Origin of the sequence: Sporolactobacillus terrae (assembly GCF_019930545.1) — a bacterium.
GTDB classification, from domain to species: Bacteria; Bacillota; Bacilli; order Bacillales; family Sporolactobacillaceae; genus Sporolactobacillus; species Sporolactobacillus terrae.
Map to the genome: position 1 here is coordinate 2,779,799 of NZ_CP082837.1, position 19,023 is coordinate 2,798,821.

Here is a 19,023-nt window from a genome sequence, read left to right on the forward strand (position 1 = left end):
GCAGGCGCCAGAGCCCCTCCGCTTTGACTCTTGGCCAAGACACGGGTCTATTGGTTTGAAGATAGGGCAAAATCTTATACTTTCTTTTCCTGTAAAAAAACCACTGCTGGTCACACAGTGGCTTTATGCTGACAGAACTTTTCTTCCCTTGCGGCGGCGTGCTGCCAATACCTTACGACCATTAGCGGTTGCCATCCGTGCGCGGAAGCCATGAACTTTTTTCCTTTTGCGGTTATTCGGTTGGAATGTACGTTTCAATGGATACACCTCCCAGTTGTTCTTTTAAAGTTGCCGACAAATCACATGATTCTATTGCAAATGCCGAAAATACTGCACTCGCTCAATTCAGCTATTCAGCCGGTTGTCTTTCTATATCGCCATAAAGCGCAAAGCGATCCATCAGGCATTCGTTCCCTCATGTATCGTTTTTTCATCGACTGGACTCGTCAAAAACCTTTACGTTCCCATTACAGCCAAATTCATTTATCGGCTTTTTCAAAAACCAGTCTGACTAATTATAAATAGATCTGTACAAAAAGTCAACGCGAGGTTTGTTCCCCCTTTATACCCTTACGCTGTGGATTATTTTTTTCCACAATTCGTTTTTCCACACCATTTATCGACATTTTTTTCACATCTTCGCCCCTTGTGTATAACCTTTCTGTGTATAAAGATATCCACTGTGGATAACATTTGTCGATCATTGCTTTAAAAGCAGTTTTTTGATATGATCGTAGTGCATTTGTTTGGTATAACGAGGGTCCCCAAAAAAAGTTTTCCACTACTTGTGGATAATTTTGTGGACAGTTGCTAACACCTGTGTATGCAGGTTATCCACAAAACTATGCACCGTGTTGATAACTTGTTTAATCAGCTTATTATAGCCTAATGACGCGCATAAGGATTTGTGGATAAGCATGTGTAACGATCCGTGTTCACAGAGCAAAATAAAATGGCAGCAGCAATGATCGGTTGCTTGGCCGCAGTATAGTAAAAAGCCGTTTCTATGCCTTCACTGCTGCTCGGCATCTTTTTTTATTTCATTTTTATTGCTTTAATACCTTGAATCATTCGTCTGCAGATCTCCGGCAGTACGAATTTTAATCGACCGGTACAATTTATAAAGGAGGGCCGCTGACCTTTGAACAACCTTCAAGAACTATGGATGCAAACCCTGGACATCATTAAGAAGAAGCTGAGCAAACCAAGCTTTGAAACGTGGTTGAAAGAAACACGTGCTCAGTCGATTAATGGTCAAATGATGATTGTGAGCGTGCCCAATGATTTTTCACGCGATTGGCTGGAGGAGCATTATGCGAAACTAATTTCCGATATTCTCTATGAACTCACAGGATCCCGCTACACGATCCGCTTCATTATTCCGAGCAAGCATCGGGAGAACGGAAGCGCGTCCGCTATAAAGAATAAAGGAAAGAGTGATGGAATGAGCTTCAACGCGAATAATCGCGACAATCCCTATGGAGGGATGCAGCAAAGGAACCCGCATCGATCAGAAGAATTCGGAAACAGCATGCTGAATTCAAAAAACACGTTTGAAACCTTTGTCATCGGATCAGGCAACCGCTTTGCACACGCTGCCTCGCTTGCCGTGGCAGAAGCTCCGGCTAAGGCTTATAACCCGTTGTTTATTTATGGCGGTGTCGGTCTTGGTAAAACTCATTTGATGCATGCGATCGGTCATTATGTCATCGACCATAATCCTTCTGCACGCGTTGTTTATCTGTCATCAGAAAAATTCACCAATGAGTTCATCAACTCCATTCGTGACAACAAAACGGTTGAATTTCGCAATAAGTATCGAAGTGTCGATGTCCTGCTGATCGACGATATTCAATTTCTGGCCGGTAAAGAACAAACCCAAGAGGAATTTTTCCATACGTTTAATGCGCTTCATGAGGAATACAAACAGATTGTCATCTCCAGCGACCGGCCGCCAAAAGAAATTCCGACCCTTGAGGATCGACTGCGCTCTCGTTTCGAATGGGGACTGATCACAGATATTACACCGCCTGATCTGGAAACGCGTATTGCCATCCTTCGGAAAAAAGCGAAAGCCGAGGGACTCGATATCCCGAATGAAGTGATGATCTATATTGCCAATCAGATTGATACAAACATTCGTGAGTTGGAAGGCGCACTGATTCGCGTGATTGCTTTTTCATCGCTAAATAATCAGGATATCAATGTCGATATGGCTGCGGAGGCACTTAAGGATATCATTCCGACCGCACGTCCTAAGACGATAACGATTCAAGATATTCAGGTGGCTGTCGGTGAGGAGTATCATTTGAAGCTGGAAGATTTTGCTGCGAAAAAACGGACGAAGTCGATTGCATTTCCAAGACAAATTGCGATGTATCTGTCACGAGAACTGACGGATTATTCGCTGCCTAAGATTGGCGAAGAGTTCGGCGGAAGAGATCATACCACGGTCATTCATGCCCATGAGAAGATCACCAAACAGCTTTCCGTTGACCGTGAATTGCAGAAAAAAGTGAATGCATTGATCGACCAGCTGAAAGCGCCAATTAAAGCACAATGATATAAATTAATGTTTTTTTGAACAGGGGTGTGTATAATTTGCCGGCACACCCCCAATTTTATCCACACCTTATCAACATGTGGATAAGGTGCAAAATCACAGTCTGCATCACTTACTAACATATTCACAGGCCCTACTATTATGATTACTATTTTTAATTCTTTAAATATAAGATTTGGAGGCAACAAGGATGCAAGAATTGCAAGACTCGAATCCAAATGCAGCACTCGCTATGAAATGTACCGTACAAAAAGATAAGCTTGCCGACGCAGTAAATCGTGTGATGAAAGCTATTTCTTCGAAAACAACCATTCCGATCTTGACTGGTGTAAAAATCACCTCAGGAAGAGATGGAATCACGTTAACCGGAAGCAATTCCGATATCTCGATTCAGACCTTCATTCCTCTTGAAGAAGACGGTAATGAAAATGCAGTTGTACACACCCCAGGTCAAATCGTGCTGCCTTCCCGATTGTTTTCAGAACTGGTACGGAAACTGCAGGATGAAGATGTCCATATTGAAGTAGACAGCCGGTTTATCGCAAAAATCACTTCAGGGGCAACGGAATTCAGTCTTAATGGTCTTGATCCGGAGGAATATCCAAATTTGCCGATTATTAACGGAAGCGACGCTTTTCGGATTCGAAAAGACTTGTTAAAAGATATGATCAAACAGACGGTCTATGCTGTATCTGTAACGGAAACGCGTCCGGTACTGACCGGTGTCAAATGGATGATCAACGATGGAAAACTCAGCTGCGTCGCTACGGACAGCCACCGACTTGCTCAACGTTCGGTAAGCGTGGAAAATGGTGAAGATTCCGGAACACATACCTTGGTCATTCCAGGATCAAGCTTAAACGAGCTGTCGAAAATTCTTGATGATGATGATGAACAATTAGTGGATATCATCATGACGACCAACCAAATTTTATTTAAGAGCAACAATGTACAGTTTTACTCGCGTCTGCTTGATGGTAATTATCCGGATACGAGCCGCCTGATCCCGACTGAAAGCAAAACGACCATTGATCTCGGCACGAAAGATTTGTACCGAGCCATTGAACGTGCCTCGCTGCTTGCAAAAGAGGAACGAAACAATGTGGTTAAACTACGGGCAGAAGGCAATCAGGTTGAAATTTCCTCACAATCACTGGAATTAGGCCGCGTTTTTGAAACACTCGTCCCGGAACATTTTGAAGGGGAGCCGCTGCGTATTTCTTTTAGTGCTAAATTTATGATGGATGCTTTGGGAAAACTGGATGCGCAAAGTGTCCGGATTCATTTTGTCGGCCCGATGCGACCTATCATTATTCGTCCAATTGGCGATGAAAATATTTTGATGCTGATCCTTCCAATTCGCACGTTTTAATTCAGGTACAAGACCGATTTCATGTCCTTATTCTATTTTTGTTACAATAACTTTATGCCAAGTTAAGGAAAGAAAAGAGGCAAGACATTGAAAAAGGTTCAGTTAAAAGCCGGAACTGCATTCATCACCTTGGGACAATTCCTTAAGTACGAAGGGTTGATCCAGACCGGCGGCGAAGCCAAGCATTTTTTGGCAGAAACGGAAATTTTCGTTAATGGAGAACAGGAAAACAGACGCGGAAAGAAGCTCCATGAGGGCGATCGCATCAAAATTTCCGATGCGTATGAATACATGATCTGCCGCGGCTAGAGGGGAGTTGCCCCACAATGAAACTAGAGTTGATCGAACTTGCACATTACAGAAATTATGACAGCTTACAGCTGTCTTTTTCTAGCTCTGTGAATGTTTTTTTGGGCGAGAATGCACAAGGAAAAACAAATCTGCTTGAAGCCATCTACGTCCTCGCAATCGCAAAATCGCCGAGAACGACCCATGATAAAGATTTAATCCAATGGGAGCAGGATTATGGTAAAATAAAAGGTAGAATAACCAGGCATGGTCAATCCATTCCTCTTGAATTAACGATCTCCGGCAAGGGAAAAAAGGCAAAAGCCAATCATATTGAAAAAAGACGGCTTAGCGATTATATCGGGTTGTGCAATGTCGTTATGTTTGCACCTGAGGATCTGAATCTCGTGAAGGGAAGTCCTTCAGTACGGCGGCGCTTTATTGATATGGAGCTGGGTCAGATTGCACCGGTTTACATGCATCATCTCGGCGACTATCAAAAAGTGCTTCAACAGCGGAATGCACTGCTGAGAAAATCAGTAGGCAAAGCACCCGCCGATACGACCTTTCTCGATATATTGACTGATCGATTGATTTCACTTGCTTCTGAAATTGTGAAAAGACGGCTTATTTTTGTCGCACAACTTAATGAATGGGCGGCGCCGATTCAGAAAGAAATCAGTCACGGCATGGAAAACTTGTCGATTGTCTATGAATCTTCAGTACCAGAGGTATTAGATAAAGCGGATTCGTCAAAAATAGAAGAAGCTTTTAGGCACAGTTACGAACGGCTTAAAAAAAGAGAATTGGACCGCGGGACCACCTTGTTCGGTCCTCATCGCGATGAACTCCGTTTTTTTGTCAATGATAAGGATGTGCAGGCTTTTGGTTCTCAAGGGCAGCAGCGAACAACTGCGCTTTCTGTGAAACTTGCGGAGATTGAATTGATTAACCATGAGGTGGGCGAATATCCGATCCTCCTGCTTGATGATGTATTGAGTGAACTGGATGATATTAGAAAAACGCATTTGCTCGGTGTGTTTCAGGAAAAGGTGCAGACCTTTGTTACGACAACATCGGTGGACGGATTGGATCACGCACTGCTTGATCGGTCGCAGCTTTTTTACATACACCAAGGACAGATCAAATGTGACGAGTAATCATCGACCGCAAGCGGTTGACAGTGCGCTTTTGCTCGTACTATGGAGGGACTAGCGACTCAGGTTTTAGTGTAGTCCGGAAGACGTACCGGTATTCATAAATTTATGATTCTGCATTTGAGAATGAAAGATTCTCAGATAACACCAAGTTAGGTGGGTTAAGATGAGCGAAAATCAAGAACAAAAACAATCGTATAATGCCAGCCAGATTCAGGTTCTTGAAGGACTTGAAGCGGTTCGGAAAAGACCTGGGATGTACATTGGCACGACCGGTGAAAAAGGCCTCCATCATTTAGTCTGGGAAATTGTGGACAATTCTATTGATGAAGCACTCGCCGGATATTGTAGCCATATTCAAGTGATTATTGAAAAAGAAGGCGGCATTACGGTCATGGATGATGGACGCGGCATCCCGGTCGATATTCAAAAGAAAGTCGGCAGACCGGCGGTTGAAGTGATCATGACCGTGCTCCATGCAGGAGGAAAATTCGGCGGTGGCGGCTATAAGGTATCCGGAGGACTTCACGGTGTCGGCGCGTCGGTCGTTAATGCGCTGTCGACAAAAATGTGGGTGAAGGTCTATCGCAATGGCCATGTTTATTATCAGGAATACCGTCGCGGAAAACCACTTGCCGATTTGAAAATGATTGGGGATTCGGAGCAAACAGGAACGACCACCCATTTCGAACCCGATCCGGAAATCTTTAAAGACACAACAACTTTTGACTACGATACATTGCGTGTTCGTGTACGCGAACTGGCATTTCTTAATAAAAACATTCGCATTTCGATTGAAGACCGGCGTGAAGAAGGAAAACGGGATACGTTCCACTATGAAGGCGGCATCCGCTCCTATGTAGAATTTCTTAATCGATCCAAGGAAGTCATCCATGAACCGATTGATCTTGAGGGAGAAAAGGATGGCATCAAGGTCGAAATTGCAATGCAATACAACAGCGGGTTCACTGGCCAGCTGTACTCATTTGCCAATAATATTCACACCCATGAAGGCGGGACTCACGAATACGGCTTTAAAGTGGCATTGACTCGTGTAATTAATGATTATGCACGAAAGAATCAATTAATCAAAGCCAGTGATCCGAACCTAACCGGAGATGATGTTCGCGAAGGCTTGACAGCCATTGTTTCGATCAAACACCCGGATCCGCAATTCGAAGGACAAACGAAAACCAAACTAGGCAACTCTGAAGTTCGAACGATTACCGATACGCTTTTCTCAGACGCTTTTTCGCGTTACTTGCTCGAAAATCCGGATGTCGCGCGTTTGATTGTTGACAAAGGGTTGATTGCTTCGCGCGCACGTACGGCAGCGAAAAAAGCGCGTGAATTGACGCGGCGCAAAAGCAGTTTGGAAGTCTCTTCTCTTCCAGGAAAACTCGCAGATTGTTCATCAAAGGATGCAAGCATCTCTGAGCTGTACATCGTCGAGGGAGATTCAGCCGGCGGTTCTGCGAAGCAAGGACGCGATCGCATGTTTCAGGCGATTCTCCCGTTACGTGGTAAAATTCTAAATGTTGAGAAGGCACGTCTGGATCGAATTTTATCGAATGCTGAAATCCGGGCGATGATCACAGCGCTTGGAACAGGTATTGGCGAGGAATTTAATTTAGAAAAAGCACGCTACCATAAAATTATAATCATGACCGATGCGGACGTTGACGGTGCACATATTCGTACCTTGCTGCTGACCTTCTTTTATCGGTTCATGCGTCCGCTGCTTGAGAATGGTTATGTCTATATTGCTCAGCCGCCCCTTTTCCGTGTTCAATATGGCAAAACACTTCTGTATGCCTATGACGATAACGATTTAAAACGGATTCAGAGCAATCTTCCGGAAAAAGTAAAGCCTGCGCTCCAGCGCTATAAAGGTCTGGGGGAAATGAATCCGGAACAGCTTTGGGAGACAACGATGGATCCGGAAAATCGTCTTGTTCTGCAGGTGAATCTTGAAGATGCCATTGAAGCAGATCAGACCTTTGAAATGCTGATGGGTGACCGCGTCGAACCGCGGCGGGACTTCATTCAAAAAAATGCGGTTTACGCACAGAATCTGGACGTATGATCGGTTTGTGGAACCGTTTGATTAAAGCAAGGAGGAAATAAAATGGCAGAGCAAGATGAACACCGGGTCAAACCGGTCAATATAGGCAAGCAAATGCGTGATTCATTCTTGAGCTACGCGATGAGCGTTATTGTCAGCCGAGCATTGCCTGATGTGCGCGACGGTCTAAAGCCGGTGCACCGGCGTATTCTATACGCCATGAATGAATTGGGCATTACTTCAGATAAGGCGTATAAGAAATCAGCGCGTATCGTTGGCGAGGTCATTGGTAAATACCATCCACATGGTGATTCAGCTGTTTATGATACGATGGTGCGTATGGCGCAAGACTTCAGCTATCGCTACGAATTGGTGGACGGGCATGGCAACTTCGGTTCCGTTGACGGCGACCCTGCGGCAGCAATGCGCTATACTGAAGCGCGTATGTCTAAAATATCGATGGAAATGGTCCGCGATATTCGCAAAGACACGATCGATTTTCAACCGAATTATGATGACAATGAGGAAGAACCGAAAGTACTGCCTGCGCGTTTTCCAAATCTACTTGTCAATGGGGCATCTGGGATTGCTGTCGGTATGGCGACCAACATCCCCCCTCATCAACTAGGCGAAGTCATTGATGCGGTCCTTGCGCTCAGCAAAGACCCTGAGATGTCCATTGAAGAACTGATGCAGTATATCCCGGGTCCTGATTTTCCAACCGGAGGATTAATCTTGGGACGCGAAGGTGTCCGGCGCGCGTACCGGACCGGACGCGGCTCAATTATTGTCCGTGCAAAAGTAGAAATTGAGGAAAGCTCAAACGGCAAACAGAGCATTATCGTGACCGAACTGCCCTACCAAGTCAATAAGGCAAAGCTGATTGAACGGATTGCAGAGCTTGTTCGTGATAAGAAAATTGAAGGCGTCACGGATTTGCGTGATGAGTCGGATCGCCAAGGGATGCGTATGGTCATCGAAGTGAGGCGTGACACCAATGCCAATGTTCTGCTGAACAATCTGTATAAACATACAGGGCTCCAGACAAGCTTTGGCATTAACATGCTGGCGCTGGTGGACGGACGCCCGCGCATTCTGACCTTAAAGGAATGCCTGCACTATTATTTGAAACATCAAGAAACGGTTATTCGCCGCCGAACAGCGTTTGAACTGAAAAAGGCAGAAGCACGTGCACACATATTGGAAGGGTTGCGCATCGCCCTTGATCATTTGGATGAAGTGATTGCGTTAATTCGTCATTCTAAGACGGCGGATATCGCGCGCCAAGGATTGATGGACAATTTTGATCTTACCGAGATTCAAGCTCAAGCGATTCTCGACATGCGTCTGCAACGCCTGACCGGACTTGAACGCGAGAAGATTGAACAAGAGTATGCGGATCTTGTTAAAAGAATTGCGGAACTCAAATCCATTCTTGCGGATGAGCAAAAAGTACTGCACATTATTCGTAAAGAACTGCGTGAGATTAAAGAAAAATACAACGATACACGCCGTACGGAAATCACCGTTGGCGACGACCTGATTGAAGATGAAGATTTAATCGAACGCGAAGACATCGTGATCACAGTGTCGCATAACGGCTATGTGAAACGGATGCCGGTCAATGCGTACCGCAGCCAAAACCGCGGCGGGCGCGGCATGCAGGGGATGGGAACGAACGAGGATGATTTTGTTGAACATTTGTTCCAGACCAACACCCATCACCACATCCTGTTTTTCACGAATAAAGGACGCGTTTATCAATTGAAAGGTTATCAGATACCGGAACTAGGACGCACGGCCAAGGGAATTCCAATCATAAATCTGATTCAAATTGAGAAGGATGAATACATCACGGCCCTCTTCCCTGTTGAAGGTTTTGATGATCAGCATTTCCTTGTCTTCCTGACGAAAAATGGAATTACTAAGCGTTCACCGCTTTCCGATTTCTCAAACATACGCAAGAGCGGCTTGTTTGCGATTACGGTACGTGAGGAAGATGAGTTGATCAGTGTTCGCTTAACGGACGGCAGCTGCGATATCATCGTCGGAACGAAAAAAGGGATGGCGATCCGTTATCACGAATCTGATGTCCGCGCGATGGGCCGAACAGCCGCCGGGGTCAAAGCAATTACCCTTGATGAGGGCGATTCAGTTGTCGGCATGGGCATTACCGACGATGACCTCGATGTGCTGATCGTGACGGAGAACGGATTCGGCAAGCGTACCCCTTGCGACGAATACCGACCGCAAACGCGTGGCGGTAAAGGATTAAAAACATGCAATATTACGGATAAAAATGGCGAACTGATCGCGCTGCGTACGGTTTCCAAACGTGAAGATCTCATGATCATCACTGCAAATGGCGTGATTATCCGTATGCCGGTATCCGGAATCTCTCAACTTGGCCGAAACACTATGGGCGTTACCTTGATTCGTGTTGATGAAGGCGACAGTGTGGCTACCGTTGCGCGTATCCAGAACAGTGAGGATGAAATTGAGGACAACGAAGCAAGCGGCAGCGAGAGTCCAAGCGGTGATGACGACAATAGCGAAGTGTGACGGTGTAAAACTTGGCGATGGGGTGAGACGGCGTGATCGTAAAGACTGCGGAACTGAAGCCGGGCTGTGTATTGGGCAAAGATGTATACGCAAAATCAACCAAGCCGCTGATGAAGGCGGGTACGATGCTTGATGCGATGCATCTGGCGTTTCTTAAGGCATTTCTGATTGAAACGGTTGATGTGAATCGCGTGAATAAGGCGCGCACAGCATCGACCGGAAAGAGTGAAAAGAGCCATAGGGAACAGGGCCCTGTCGCTGCACAGGGAACGCCACGAAAAAAAATAAGTCCCTTTGTGCTCAAATACAGACAGTCCGTAAAAGACGATCAGCAGTTTTTTCAACAGTGGCAGTCAGGTGGGCGTGTGTCGATTGGTGATTTTCGTACAGCGATGCTTCCGTTGATGAATCATCTATTAGCGAGACCGGCGTCCTTGAGGAATCTTTTGCTTCAGCGGGTGCGCAAAACCAGTATTGCGGAGCGAAGTGTCCAACTTGGACTGATCACGGCCTTTTTCGCGCAAAAGCTTCGTTTTGCAGAGGGCGACTGCGTCCAGCTCGGTCTTGCCGGTATGCTTTGCGACTGCGGTCTGGCCAAACTGTCTCCGTCACTTTTAAAGCAGGAACGATTATCTGAGCATGACTTGGTGCTGTACAAGCGACATGTTATAGACAGTTACAAAATGCTGAAGGGAATGGCGACTCTAAAGCAGGAAACTTTGGTCGCGGTCATTCAGCATCACGAGCGGGAAGACGGGAGCGGTTATCCGCTTCACTTGAAGAGTACGCAGCTTTCGCCAAACGGGAAAATACTCGCTTTATGCGCGCATTTTCAGTCACAGTTCGAGACCGTCTCCCCCGAACGGTTCATCACGGCATTAGACCATTTTCAAAGGTCTTCCTACGGCTGGTTCTCCCGGCACTATTTGGATCAATTATGCTATGCATTGATGGATCTGCTTGTCGGAATGAAGCTTCAGCTTTCCGATGGTCGATCGGGTGAGATTACGTTTATTCCCGTGAAGGATCCGACACGCCCGCTCATTCGATGCAGCGATCAGCATGTTCTTGTCTTTGAACCGGACGGCCCTGTCACCATCAAACGTTTGGAATAATGGGAGGCGCTAGGCCGTCTTTTTTCTAAAGTAAGAGCATTGGAAAAAAGAAGCAGACGTTCCTTTGACAAAGAGGGTTTATAATGAATAAACCGATGCGCCCACTTCATGGCTAGCGATGCCACTCCATTTTTAGTGAAGGCGCATCATTATTAGAAAAATACAACATCATTCCGTATTCTTGACAGTCGTAAATGCACTTGATAAGCTATCAATAAAATTTTCGGAAAGAAGTCAACCAATCCATGGGGGTAATCAAACAGTGATGAGAGAAGATAAGTTTACAAGAGAGGGACTTACTTTTGATGATGTTTTGCTGATTCCAGCTGCTTCGGACGTGCTGCCGCGTGATGTTTCCGTTCAAACGTCACTGACACGCACCCTGAACTTGAAGATTCCGATTATCAGCGCAGGAATGGATACGGTCACTGAGTCGCAAATGGCTATTGCAATGGCGAGACAAGGCGGTATGGGCGTTATTCATAAGAATATGTCCATTGAAGAACAGGCGGATCAGGTGGATAAAGTGAAACGTTCGGAAAGCGGCGTCATCACCAATCCATTCTTCTTAACCCCGGACAATCAGATTTTTGACGCAGAGCACTTGATGAATAAATATCGTATTTCCGGTGTTCCGATTGTGGACAACACAGACGAACGCCATTTAGTCGGCATCCTGACCAACCGCGATATGCGCTTTGTTAAAGACTATTCGCTTCGAATCGGCGATATGATGACCAAAGAAAATTTGGTTACGGCACCGGTCGGGACAAGCTTAAAACAAGCAGAAGTCATTTTGAATGAAAACCGTATTGAAAAGCTGCCGCTTGTTGATGAGCAAGGTGTGCTTAAAGGGTTGATCACGACAAAAGATATTGAAAAAGTCGTTGAATTCCCTAATTCGGCGAAAGACGAAAAAGGTCGTTTGCTGGTTGCAGCAGCCGTTGGCGTAACTGCCGATGCCATGCTCCGTGTCGAAAAACTCGTGGATTCTGGTGCAGATGCGATTGTTATTGATACCGCACACGGTCATTCGAAAGGCGTCTTGCAAAAAGTTAACGCTATTCGCAAAAAGTTCCCGAAGGTCAGCTTAATTGCAGGAAACGTGGCTACAGCTGAAGGAACAAAAGCACTGATTGACGCCGGTGTTGATGTCGTTAAGGTGGGCATTGGACCAGGATCAATTTGTACAACGCGTGTGGTTGCCGGCGTCGGCGTACCGCAAGTGACTGCGGTTTATGAATGTGCAAATGAAGCGGATAAACATGGTGTTGCAATCATTGCCGATGGCGGAATTAAGTATTCCGGTGATGTTGTGAAAGCTCTGGCTGCAGGCGGAAGTGCCGTAATGCTTGGTTCACTGCTTGCCGGTGTTGACGAAACCCCAGGTGAAAAAGAAATTTATCAAGGACGTCAGTTCAAAGTGTATCGCGGCATGGGCTCGGTCAGCGCGATGGAACATGGAAGCAAGGACCGCTATTTCCAGGAAAACGCAAAGAAACTTGTTCCAGAAGGTATTGAAGGACGTGTACCGTACAAGGGAAAATTGGCCGATACGATTTATCAGCTCATTGGCGGATTGCGTTCCGGTATGGGGTATTGTGGTGCACCGACTGTACAAGCGCTGCGTGAACAAGCACGATTCACAAGAATTACGAATGCCGGTTTGATTGAAAGTCATCCGCACGACATACAGATTACAAAAGAAGCACCGAATTATTCGATTAAATAAATGATCAACCCGCTGCATACGGTTTGATGAATGAATAAATAAATAATGTCTTTGGAAAAGTCGCGGGCGGCAAAGTCAAGGATCGCCTCGCTTTTCTATGTGCGCGCAAAGTGAATCACGCACGAATTTTTCGGGGGTGTAGGGGTTGAAGTTCAGTAACAAGCTCAGCCGTTTTGCGGCGGTAAGCCTGGCGTTAATTCTCGGATTAACGCTTGCCTTTCAGATACCATTTGCTTCTAAGGCAGAAGCAGCATCAGATCCGCTAGGTGTGAAAGCGAAATCGGCAATCTTAGTTGATTTTAACAGCGGACAAATTTTGTATGAGAAAGATGCAGATCACGTGTATCCTCCGGCCAGCATGACCAAAATGATGACCGAATACCTTGTGATGCAGGCACTCCACTCGAAAAAACTGACTTGGGATACGCCGGTGTCGATCAGTGACTACACGTATAAGATCTCTCAAAATCGAGCGTTTTCCAATGTCCCACTGAAAAAGGACCATCAATATACGGTTCGCGAACTGTACGAAGCGATGGCGATTTATTCAGCAAACGGTGCAACGATTGCATTGGCGGAAAAAGTCGGCGGAACAGAGAAACATTTTGTTGATTTAATGAATAAAACAGCAAAAAAATTCGGAATGCAAAGTGCTGAATATATTAACAGTTCAGGTCTCGAAAACGTCGATCTCGGTTCAGATGCTCCCTATGGCGGCAAAGATGCGAGCAATCAACTTTCTGCCAAAGATCTTGCGAAATTGGCCTACCATATTATAAAAGATTATCCGGATGCATTGGAAATCTCCAAGATCCCGTTGAAACAATTTACTGCCGGTGTTGACTCGCCAATTCAAATGGTAAACTGGAACTACATGCTGCCAGGTTTCGGCGCCAACATGGCCAAGTTTACTTATGCAGGTGTCGATGGATTAAAAACCGGACATACCGATCTTGCCGGCTACTGCTTTACCGGTACAGTCAATCGAAATGGTCATCGATTGATTAGCGTTGTCATGGGGACGCCTTCCGATCCACAGCGCTTTGAACAGACACGCGCCCTTTTTGATTATGGGTATAACCAGTTCACTGAGAAAACACTTGCCAAGAAAAATCAGCGGATTAAGGGAGCACAGAAGTCGGTTGCTGTACATGACGGAAAACAAGATCGCGCCCCGCTTGCTTTTGGTAAAACGTATAAAGCAGCCGTTCTAAACGGTGACTCCTCAGCGGTAACCTACAAGGTCGTGCTTGATCGTTCGAAGCTGAACAAGGATGGAAACTTGGAAGCACCGGTGAAAAAGGGCGAAACCGTCGGCTATGCTGAGGTCACCCCGAAGAGCGGCAGTCACTACGGATACATTTATCAGTCCAATAATAAGGTTCCGGTCATCGCCGCTGAACAAATCGAGCGAAATAACTGGTTTGTCCGTATGATTAAAGGAATCGGAGCGTTCTTTGCTTCCATCTTCTCATGGATTGCAGGCCTCTTCTAATGCGAATTCAACAGATCGTTTTCTGATGAAAAGTCGGGCGCAGAGCTCGACTTTTTTTTACAGAAAAAGAAGGTATGTAATTTTGCCCCGACTTCAAGCCAATAGATCCGTGTCTTGACCGAGAATCAAAGTGGAGGTTGCGAGACGCCAGCGAACAGCTGTAGTGCCCGGATCGGATCGCTGGCAAGGGACTAGGCGTAGCCTAGTTTCTCATAAGTAAAGCTAAATGAGAAAGAAAAAAAGAAAAATCATCCAAACATATATTATGCGTATTTATTTACTGGGTTTTATTGTACACTATAGGTAGTTTGGTAGATTCTAGAGAAGCTCATTGGAGGGGTTATGATGGTACAGAAAGGTACAGATCGTGTCAAACGCGGAATGGCAGAAATGCAAAAAGGCGGCGTGATTATGGATGTCGTCAACGCAGAACAAGCGAAAATTGCGGAGGAAGCAGGCGCAACGGCTGTCATGGCTTTGGAACGCGTCCCATCCGATATACGCAAGGCAGGCGGCGTTGCACGTATGGCCGACCCAACGATTGTTGAGGAAGTTCAGAATGCAGTGTCCATTCCGGTTATGGCGAAAGCGAGAATCGGACATATTGTTGAAGCGCGTGTACTCGAGGCGATGAAGGTAGACTACATTGATGAAAGTGAAGTGTTGACGCCTGCCGATGATGTTTTCCACATTGATAAAAAGGCATTTACCGTGCCTTTTGTGTGTGGATGCCGTGATCTGGGAGAAGCCGCGCGTCGAATCGGCGAAGGTGCTGCAATGCTGCGGACAAAAGGCGAACCAGGAACGGGAAATATTGTCGAAGCGGTCCGCCACATGCGTCTCGTAAATAGCCAGGTGCGTAAAGTGGTGTCGATGGAAAAGGATGAAGTCATGGTCTTTGCCAAAGAACTCGGCGCGCCTTATGAAATTCTTTTACAAATTAAAGAATCCGGTCGTCTTCCGGTCGTCAACTTTGCTGCCGGGGGCGTTGCAACGCCTGCTGATGCAGCGTTGATGATGGAACTGGGTGCAGACGGCGTCTTCGTTGGTTCCGGAATTTTCAAATCAGAGAATCCGGCAAAATTTGCCCGCTCAATTGTTGAAGCAACCACATACTACCAAGATTATGAGCGGATTGTTGAACTTTCAAAGGGATTAGGCACACCGATGAAAGGGATCGATATGAGCAATCTCGAACCTGCCGAACGCATGCAGGATCGCGGCATTTGAGGTGAGCGAAATGGCAACGAGAATAGGCGTACTGGCCCTCCAAGGTGCGGTCAGTGAACATGTCCATGCGCTGGAAAATTCCGGATCGCAGGTTTCTTTAGTGAAGAATATTGGCGATCTTGAGGGATTGGACGGGCTGGTGCTTCCGGGCGGCGAAAGTACAATGATGCGACGAATGATGGATCGTTATGGCCTTTTTGAAGCGGTCAAGCAATTTGCAGCTGAAAAACCAGTGTTCGGCACCTGTGCAGGACTGATCTTAATGGCGAAACAAATTGAAGGAAGAAAAGGCCCGCATCTCAGCTTACTGGATATTGATGTGAAACGGAATGCCTTTGGCCGCCAGGTAGAGAGCTTTGAAGCAGACTTGGCTATTAAAGGAATCAGTGACCATTATACCGGCGTTTTTATCCGGGCGCCCTATATTAAGAGTGCTGCAGCTAATGTGGATGTGCTGGCAACTTATGAGGGCCACATTGTTGCGTGCAGACAAGAGCGTTTCCTTTGCTGTGCGTTCCACCCGGAATTAACCAGTGATCCGGCGATGCATCGTTATTTTGTCCAAATGGTGAATGAATCCCGTTAACCGCTTGCTTTTTTAGAATCAGTAGTGTAGATTTTAAATAAGTCAATCTACTGTGCTTAATGATGGGAAAAAGTAGCCTTTGTCTTCTTGTGAAGAGAGCCGTGCTTGGTGGGAAGCGGTGAAGAAACGACGGCAAATCCATCCCTGAGAGCTGGATCGGCATTAAGCTGATCACACGGATCATTTCGTTATCAATGACTAAAGCGGTCAGCAGCAGCGCAAGGTAAGCTGCTGGCAATTTGGGTGGCAACGCGGGTTTATAATCTCGTCCCTTATGATTGGAAGGGGACGAGATTTTCTATTTTTAGGAGGCAGAGAACGATGCTCGACATGAAACGATTGCGAGACCATTATGATGAAATCAAAGTAAAGTTAAATAAGCGTGGTGAAGACCTGAGTGACTTTGAACGTTTTCCGGAATTAGATAACAAGCGACGTGATCTGATCAGTCGTACGGAAGTGTTGAAAGCAAAACGTAATGAAGTATCCGCACAGGTCGCAGCGAAGAAGCGTGCAAAGGAAGATGCGTCGGATCTGATTGTGTCAATGCGCGAGGTAAGTGCCAGCATTAAAGAAATGGACAGCAAGCTGGGTAAAATTGAAGATGAACTGAAACAAGTCATGCTGTCAATTCCAAATGTTCCACATGAAACAGTGCCGGTTGGTGCGAGTGAAGACGATAACAAACCGACCCGCTTTTGGGGTGAACCGAGACCGTTCGATTATGAACCGAAACCACATTGGGATCTTGCGACCAATTTGGGTATACTCGATTTTGAACGGGCTGCAAAGGTTACCGGAAGCCGCTTTGTTTTCTATAAGGGCTTAGGCGTTCGTTTGGAACGTGCACTGATCAGCTTCATGCTCGATCTGCACGAAGATCATCATGGCTATGAATTGATTATGCCGCCGTATATGGTTAACCGGACGAGCATGACCGGAACCGGACAGCTTCCTAAGTTTGAAGAAGATGCGTTTAAAATTGCCGATGATCGCGACTATTTCCTGATTCCTACGGCAGAGGTACCGGTGACAAACTATTATCGTGATGAGATGTTGAATGGTGAGGATCTTCCGAGAGCATTTGCTGCATACAGTGCTTGTTTCCGTTCTGAAGCAGGTTCTGCCGGACGCGACACACGCGGCATCATCCGCCAACACCAATTTAATAAGGTAGAGCTGGTTCGTTTCGTGAAGCCTGAGGATTCTTATAACGAACTGGAAAAGTTGACCGGTCATGCGGAAGAAGTGCTGCGTCTACTCAACCTTCCTTACCGTGTGGTGTCCATATGCACCGGAGACCTTGGCTTTACAGCTGCAAAGAAATACGACCTTGAAGTTTGGATTCCAAGCCAAAACACGTATCGTGAAATTTCTTCTTGTAGTAATTTTGAAGATTTCCAAGCACGCAGGGCGAATATTCGCTTTAGGCGCACGCCGAAAGCAAAGCCGGAATTCGTGCATACGCTGAATGGTTCGGGGCTTGCTGTCGGGCGAACGGTTGCTGCTATTTTGGAAAATTACCAACAGGAAGACGGTACGGTAGTTATCCCGGAAGCACTGCGTCCATATATGAAAAATGTTGAGAAGATCGCGCCAAAGGAATAATCCGATCAAAGTTTAGGAGGTGCCCGTGGTGCCCTTTCATCAAAAAGTAAATAATGATGCCCGATTAACCAAAATGATCGACGACTTGGGGATTTCGCTGGACCCAAAGGATCCGAAAGCACCTGAAAAAGAAAAAAAACAGGATGATCAAGCGGATAAAAAACAAAAGGACCAATAAAAATGACGAGGGTGTCTCAAAAGTCAATTGACTTTTGAGACACCCTTAAAAATGTCTACTTTGGGATTAAGCGCGAAGATGCGAGACTCCTGTGGAGCGTTCCCGTTGATCGCAAGCCGGAGGAGATCCTGCAGGATTTACAGGATCAGCCGAGGAGGCTCCTGGATCGCCCGCGGTCGCGCTCAGTTGATGCGAGCAATCGGAGCGCAATATAAATTTAACACCCTTTTGGGACAGCCTCGTCTCTCTTTAGCTGCCGCAGCGTACATTTTCTTTTAATCGGTCCTGAATCAAGGCAGCGAGCGCATCACCTGTATCCGGATCATTCACTAAATCGTAATCATCGATATCCAATTTCAGCACCGGGCAGATGGAGAAATCGCTGATCCATTGTTCATAGCGTTGATACATTTCTTGCCAGTAGCTGTGCGGGGTTTCTTTTTCAAGGCCGCGACCGCGCCTGCAAATACGATTTACGGTCGCATCTAGTGAACCGTGGAGGTAAATAAGCAGGTCTGGGCGGCGAAAATACGGCGTCATAACCATCGCCTCAAAAAGGCTTGTATAAGTACGGTAATCGGCCTCGGACATCGTTCCTTTTTCATAATGCATCTTTGCGAAAATCCCGGTATCTTCATAAATCGAACGGTCTTGAATGAAATTATCTGGACTGGCCGAAATGCGCTTTGTTTCCTTGAAACGTTCACCAAGGAAAAAGATCTGAAGATGGAAGGCCCAACGATTAAAATCTTTATAAAATAAATCAAGATATGGATTTCCATCCACTTTTTCAAATGAGGTGCGGTAGCCAAGCCGGTGTGCCATCGCATCGGCAAAGGTTGTTTTGCCGATGCCAACCATACCAGCGACAGAAATCAGTTTATTTGTTGGAGCAGATTCGACCATGTAAGACGTCCTTTCATAAAAGCAATTTAAGATAAGAACATGGATACAATTCATTAAGTGTATCACCTAAAAAGCGCAAAAAAAAGTGAAAAAGTACGAATCATGCATGCAATGATTGTATAAAAAAGTTGAATATTGTCGAAAATAATCATCGCATGGAAGCCGG

At 46.0% G+C, this 19,023-nt stretch carries 15 protein-coding genes and 1 other annotated feature; of the genes, 13 read left to right on the forward strand and 2 right to left on the reverse strand.

The features are described 5' to 3' along the window. Positions 1-123: 123 nt before the first annotated feature. Positions 124-258, reverse strand: a complete 135-nt coding sequence (gene rpmH, locus K7399_RS13240; protein WP_010025605.1) for a 50S ribosomal protein L34 — start codon at positions 256-258, stop codon at positions 124-126. An 883-nt stretch (positions 259-1,141) separates the two neighbouring features. Here rpmH and dnaA point away from each other — a divergent pair. The 13 genes from dnaA (at position 1,142) to K7399_RS13305 (ending at position 17,951) form a co-directional block, all read left to right on the forward strand. After that, positions 1,142-2,563 (forward strand): chromosomal replication initiator protein DnaA, encoded by a 1,422-nt coding sequence (dnaA, locus tag K7399_RS13245; RefSeq protein WP_028978138.1) that lies wholly within the window; start codon positions 1,142-1,144, stop codon positions 2,561-2,563. Positions 2,564-2,753: 190 nt separating this feature from the next. Continuing rightward, the gene (gene dnaN / locus K7399_RS13250) at positions 2,754-3,935 is read left to right on the forward strand and encodes a DNA polymerase III subunit beta (RefSeq protein ID WP_081787966.1); all 1,182 of its coding nucleotides are present in this window, start codon (positions 2,754-2,756) and stop codon (positions 3,933-3,935) included. Positions 3,936-4,022: 87 nt separating this feature from the next. Next, positions 4,023-4,244 carry a S4 domain-containing protein YaaA gene (yaaA, locus tag K7399_RS13255; RefSeq protein ID WP_028978140.1) on the forward strand — a complete coding sequence of 74 codons (222 nt, stop codon included), beginning with the start codon at positions 4,023-4,025 and terminating at the stop codon, positions 4,242-4,244. A gap of 17 nt (positions 4,245-4,261) precedes the next feature. Continuing rightward, positions 4,262-5,383 (forward strand): DNA replication/repair protein RecF, encoded by a 1,122-nt coding sequence (gene recF, locus K7399_RS13260; protein ID WP_028983139.1) that lies wholly within the window; start codon positions 4,262-4,264, stop codon positions 5,381-5,383. 163 nt (positions 5,384-5,546) lie between these two features. Then, positions 5,547-7,466 (forward strand): DNA topoisomerase (ATP-hydrolyzing) subunit B, encoded by a 1,920-nt coding sequence (gene gyrB, locus K7399_RS13265; RefSeq protein ID WP_028978142.1) that lies wholly within the window; start codon positions 5,547-5,549, stop codon positions 7,464-7,466. A gap of 42 nt (positions 7,467-7,508) precedes the next feature. After that, positions 7,509-10,007, forward strand: coding sequence for a DNA gyrase subunit A (gyrA, locus tag K7399_RS13270; protein ID WP_028978143.1), 2,499 nt, complete (start codon positions 7,509-7,511; stop codon positions 10,005-10,007). Between the two features lie 32 nt (positions 10,008-10,039). Next, a complete protein-coding gene (locus K7399_RS13275; RefSeq protein ID WP_051578105.1) occupies positions 10,040-11,122 on the forward strand; it encodes an HD-GYP domain-containing protein in 1,083 nt (360 codons plus the stop codon). A 265-nt stretch (positions 11,123-11,387) separates the two neighbouring features. Beyond that, on the forward strand, positions 11,388-12,854 hold the full coding sequence (gene guaB / locus K7399_RS13280) for an IMP dehydrogenase (RefSeq protein WP_028978144.1): 1,467 nt from the start codon (positions 11,388-11,390) through the stop codon (positions 12,852-12,854). A gap of 145 nt (positions 12,855-12,999) precedes the next feature. After that, entirely contained in the window at positions 13,000-14,349 is a 1,350-nt protein-coding gene (locus K7399_RS13285) for a serine hydrolase (protein ID WP_028978145.1), read from the forward strand. 345 nt (positions 14,350-14,694) lie between these two features. Further along, complete coding sequence (gene pdxS / locus K7399_RS13290) at positions 14,695-15,579, forward strand: pyridoxal 5'-phosphate synthase lyase subunit PdxS (RefSeq protein ID WP_028978146.1); 885 nt, start codon at positions 14,695-14,697, stop codon at positions 15,577-15,579. A gap of 10 nt (positions 15,580-15,589) precedes the next feature. Beyond that, the gene (gene pdxT / locus K7399_RS13295; protein ID WP_028978147.1) at positions 15,590-16,165 is read left to right on the forward strand and encodes a pyridoxal 5'-phosphate synthase glutaminase subunit PdxT; all 576 of its coding nucleotides are present in this window, start codon (positions 15,590-15,592) and stop codon (positions 16,163-16,165) included. Between the two features lie 50 nt (positions 16,166-16,215). Continuing rightward, positions 16,216-16,441, forward strand: a binding site (T-box leader). 45 nt (positions 16,442-16,486) lie between these two features. Beyond that, the gene (gene serS, locus K7399_RS13300; RefSeq protein WP_028978148.1) at positions 16,487-17,773 is read left to right on the forward strand and encodes a serine--tRNA ligase; all 1,287 of its coding nucleotides are present in this window, start codon (positions 16,487-16,489) and stop codon (positions 17,771-17,773) included. A gap of 28 nt (positions 17,774-17,801) precedes the next feature. Further along, positions 17,802-17,951, forward strand: coding sequence for a hypothetical protein (locus tag K7399_RS13305; protein WP_156031414.1), 150 nt, complete (start codon positions 17,802-17,804; stop codon positions 17,949-17,951). Between the two features lie 249 nt (positions 17,952-18,200). Here the strand turns inward: K7399_RS13305 and K7399_RS13310 are convergent, their stop codons facing one another. After that, positions 18,201-18,857: a deoxynucleoside kinase gene (locus tag K7399_RS13310; protein ID WP_028978149.1), complete on the reverse strand. Its 657-nt coding sequence runs from the start codon at positions 18,855-18,857 to the stop codon at positions 18,201-18,203. Positions 18,858-19,023: the final 166 nt, after the last annotated feature.

Bases quoted from the DNA above. Each gene is read 5' to 3' on its own strand.
- K7399_RS13310 (WP_028978149.1), bottom strand. From the start codon at position 18,857: ATGGTCGAATCTGCTCCAACAAATAAACTGATTTCTGTCGCTGGTATG.
- pdxT (WP_028978147.1), top strand. From the start codon at position 15,590: ATGGCAACGAGAATAGGCGTACTGGCCCTCCAAGGTGCGGTCAGTGAA.
- pdxS (WP_028978146.1), top strand. From the start codon at position 14,695: ATGGTACAGAAAGGTACAGATCGTGTCAAACGCGGAATGGCAGAAATG.
- dnaN (WP_081787966.1), top strand. From the start codon at position 2,754: ATGCAAGAATTGCAAGACTCGAATCCAAATGCAGCACTCGCTATGAAA.
- gyrA (WP_028978143.1), top strand. From the start codon at position 7,509: ATGGCAGAGCAAGATGAACACCGGGTCAAACCGGTCAATATAGGCAAG.
- serS (WP_028978148.1), top strand. From the start codon at position 16,487: ATGCTCGACATGAAACGATTGCGAGACCATTATGATGAAATCAAAGTA.
- guaB (WP_028978144.1), top strand. From the start codon at position 11,388: ATGAGAGAAGATAAGTTTACAAGAGAGGGACTTACTTTTGATGATGTT.
- recF (WP_028983139.1), top strand. From the start codon at position 4,262: ATGAAACTAGAGTTGATCGAACTTGCACATTACAGAAATTATGACAGC.
- gyrB (WP_028978142.1), top strand. From the start codon at position 5,547: ATGAGCGAAAATCAAGAACAAAAACAATCGTATAATGCCAGCCAGATT.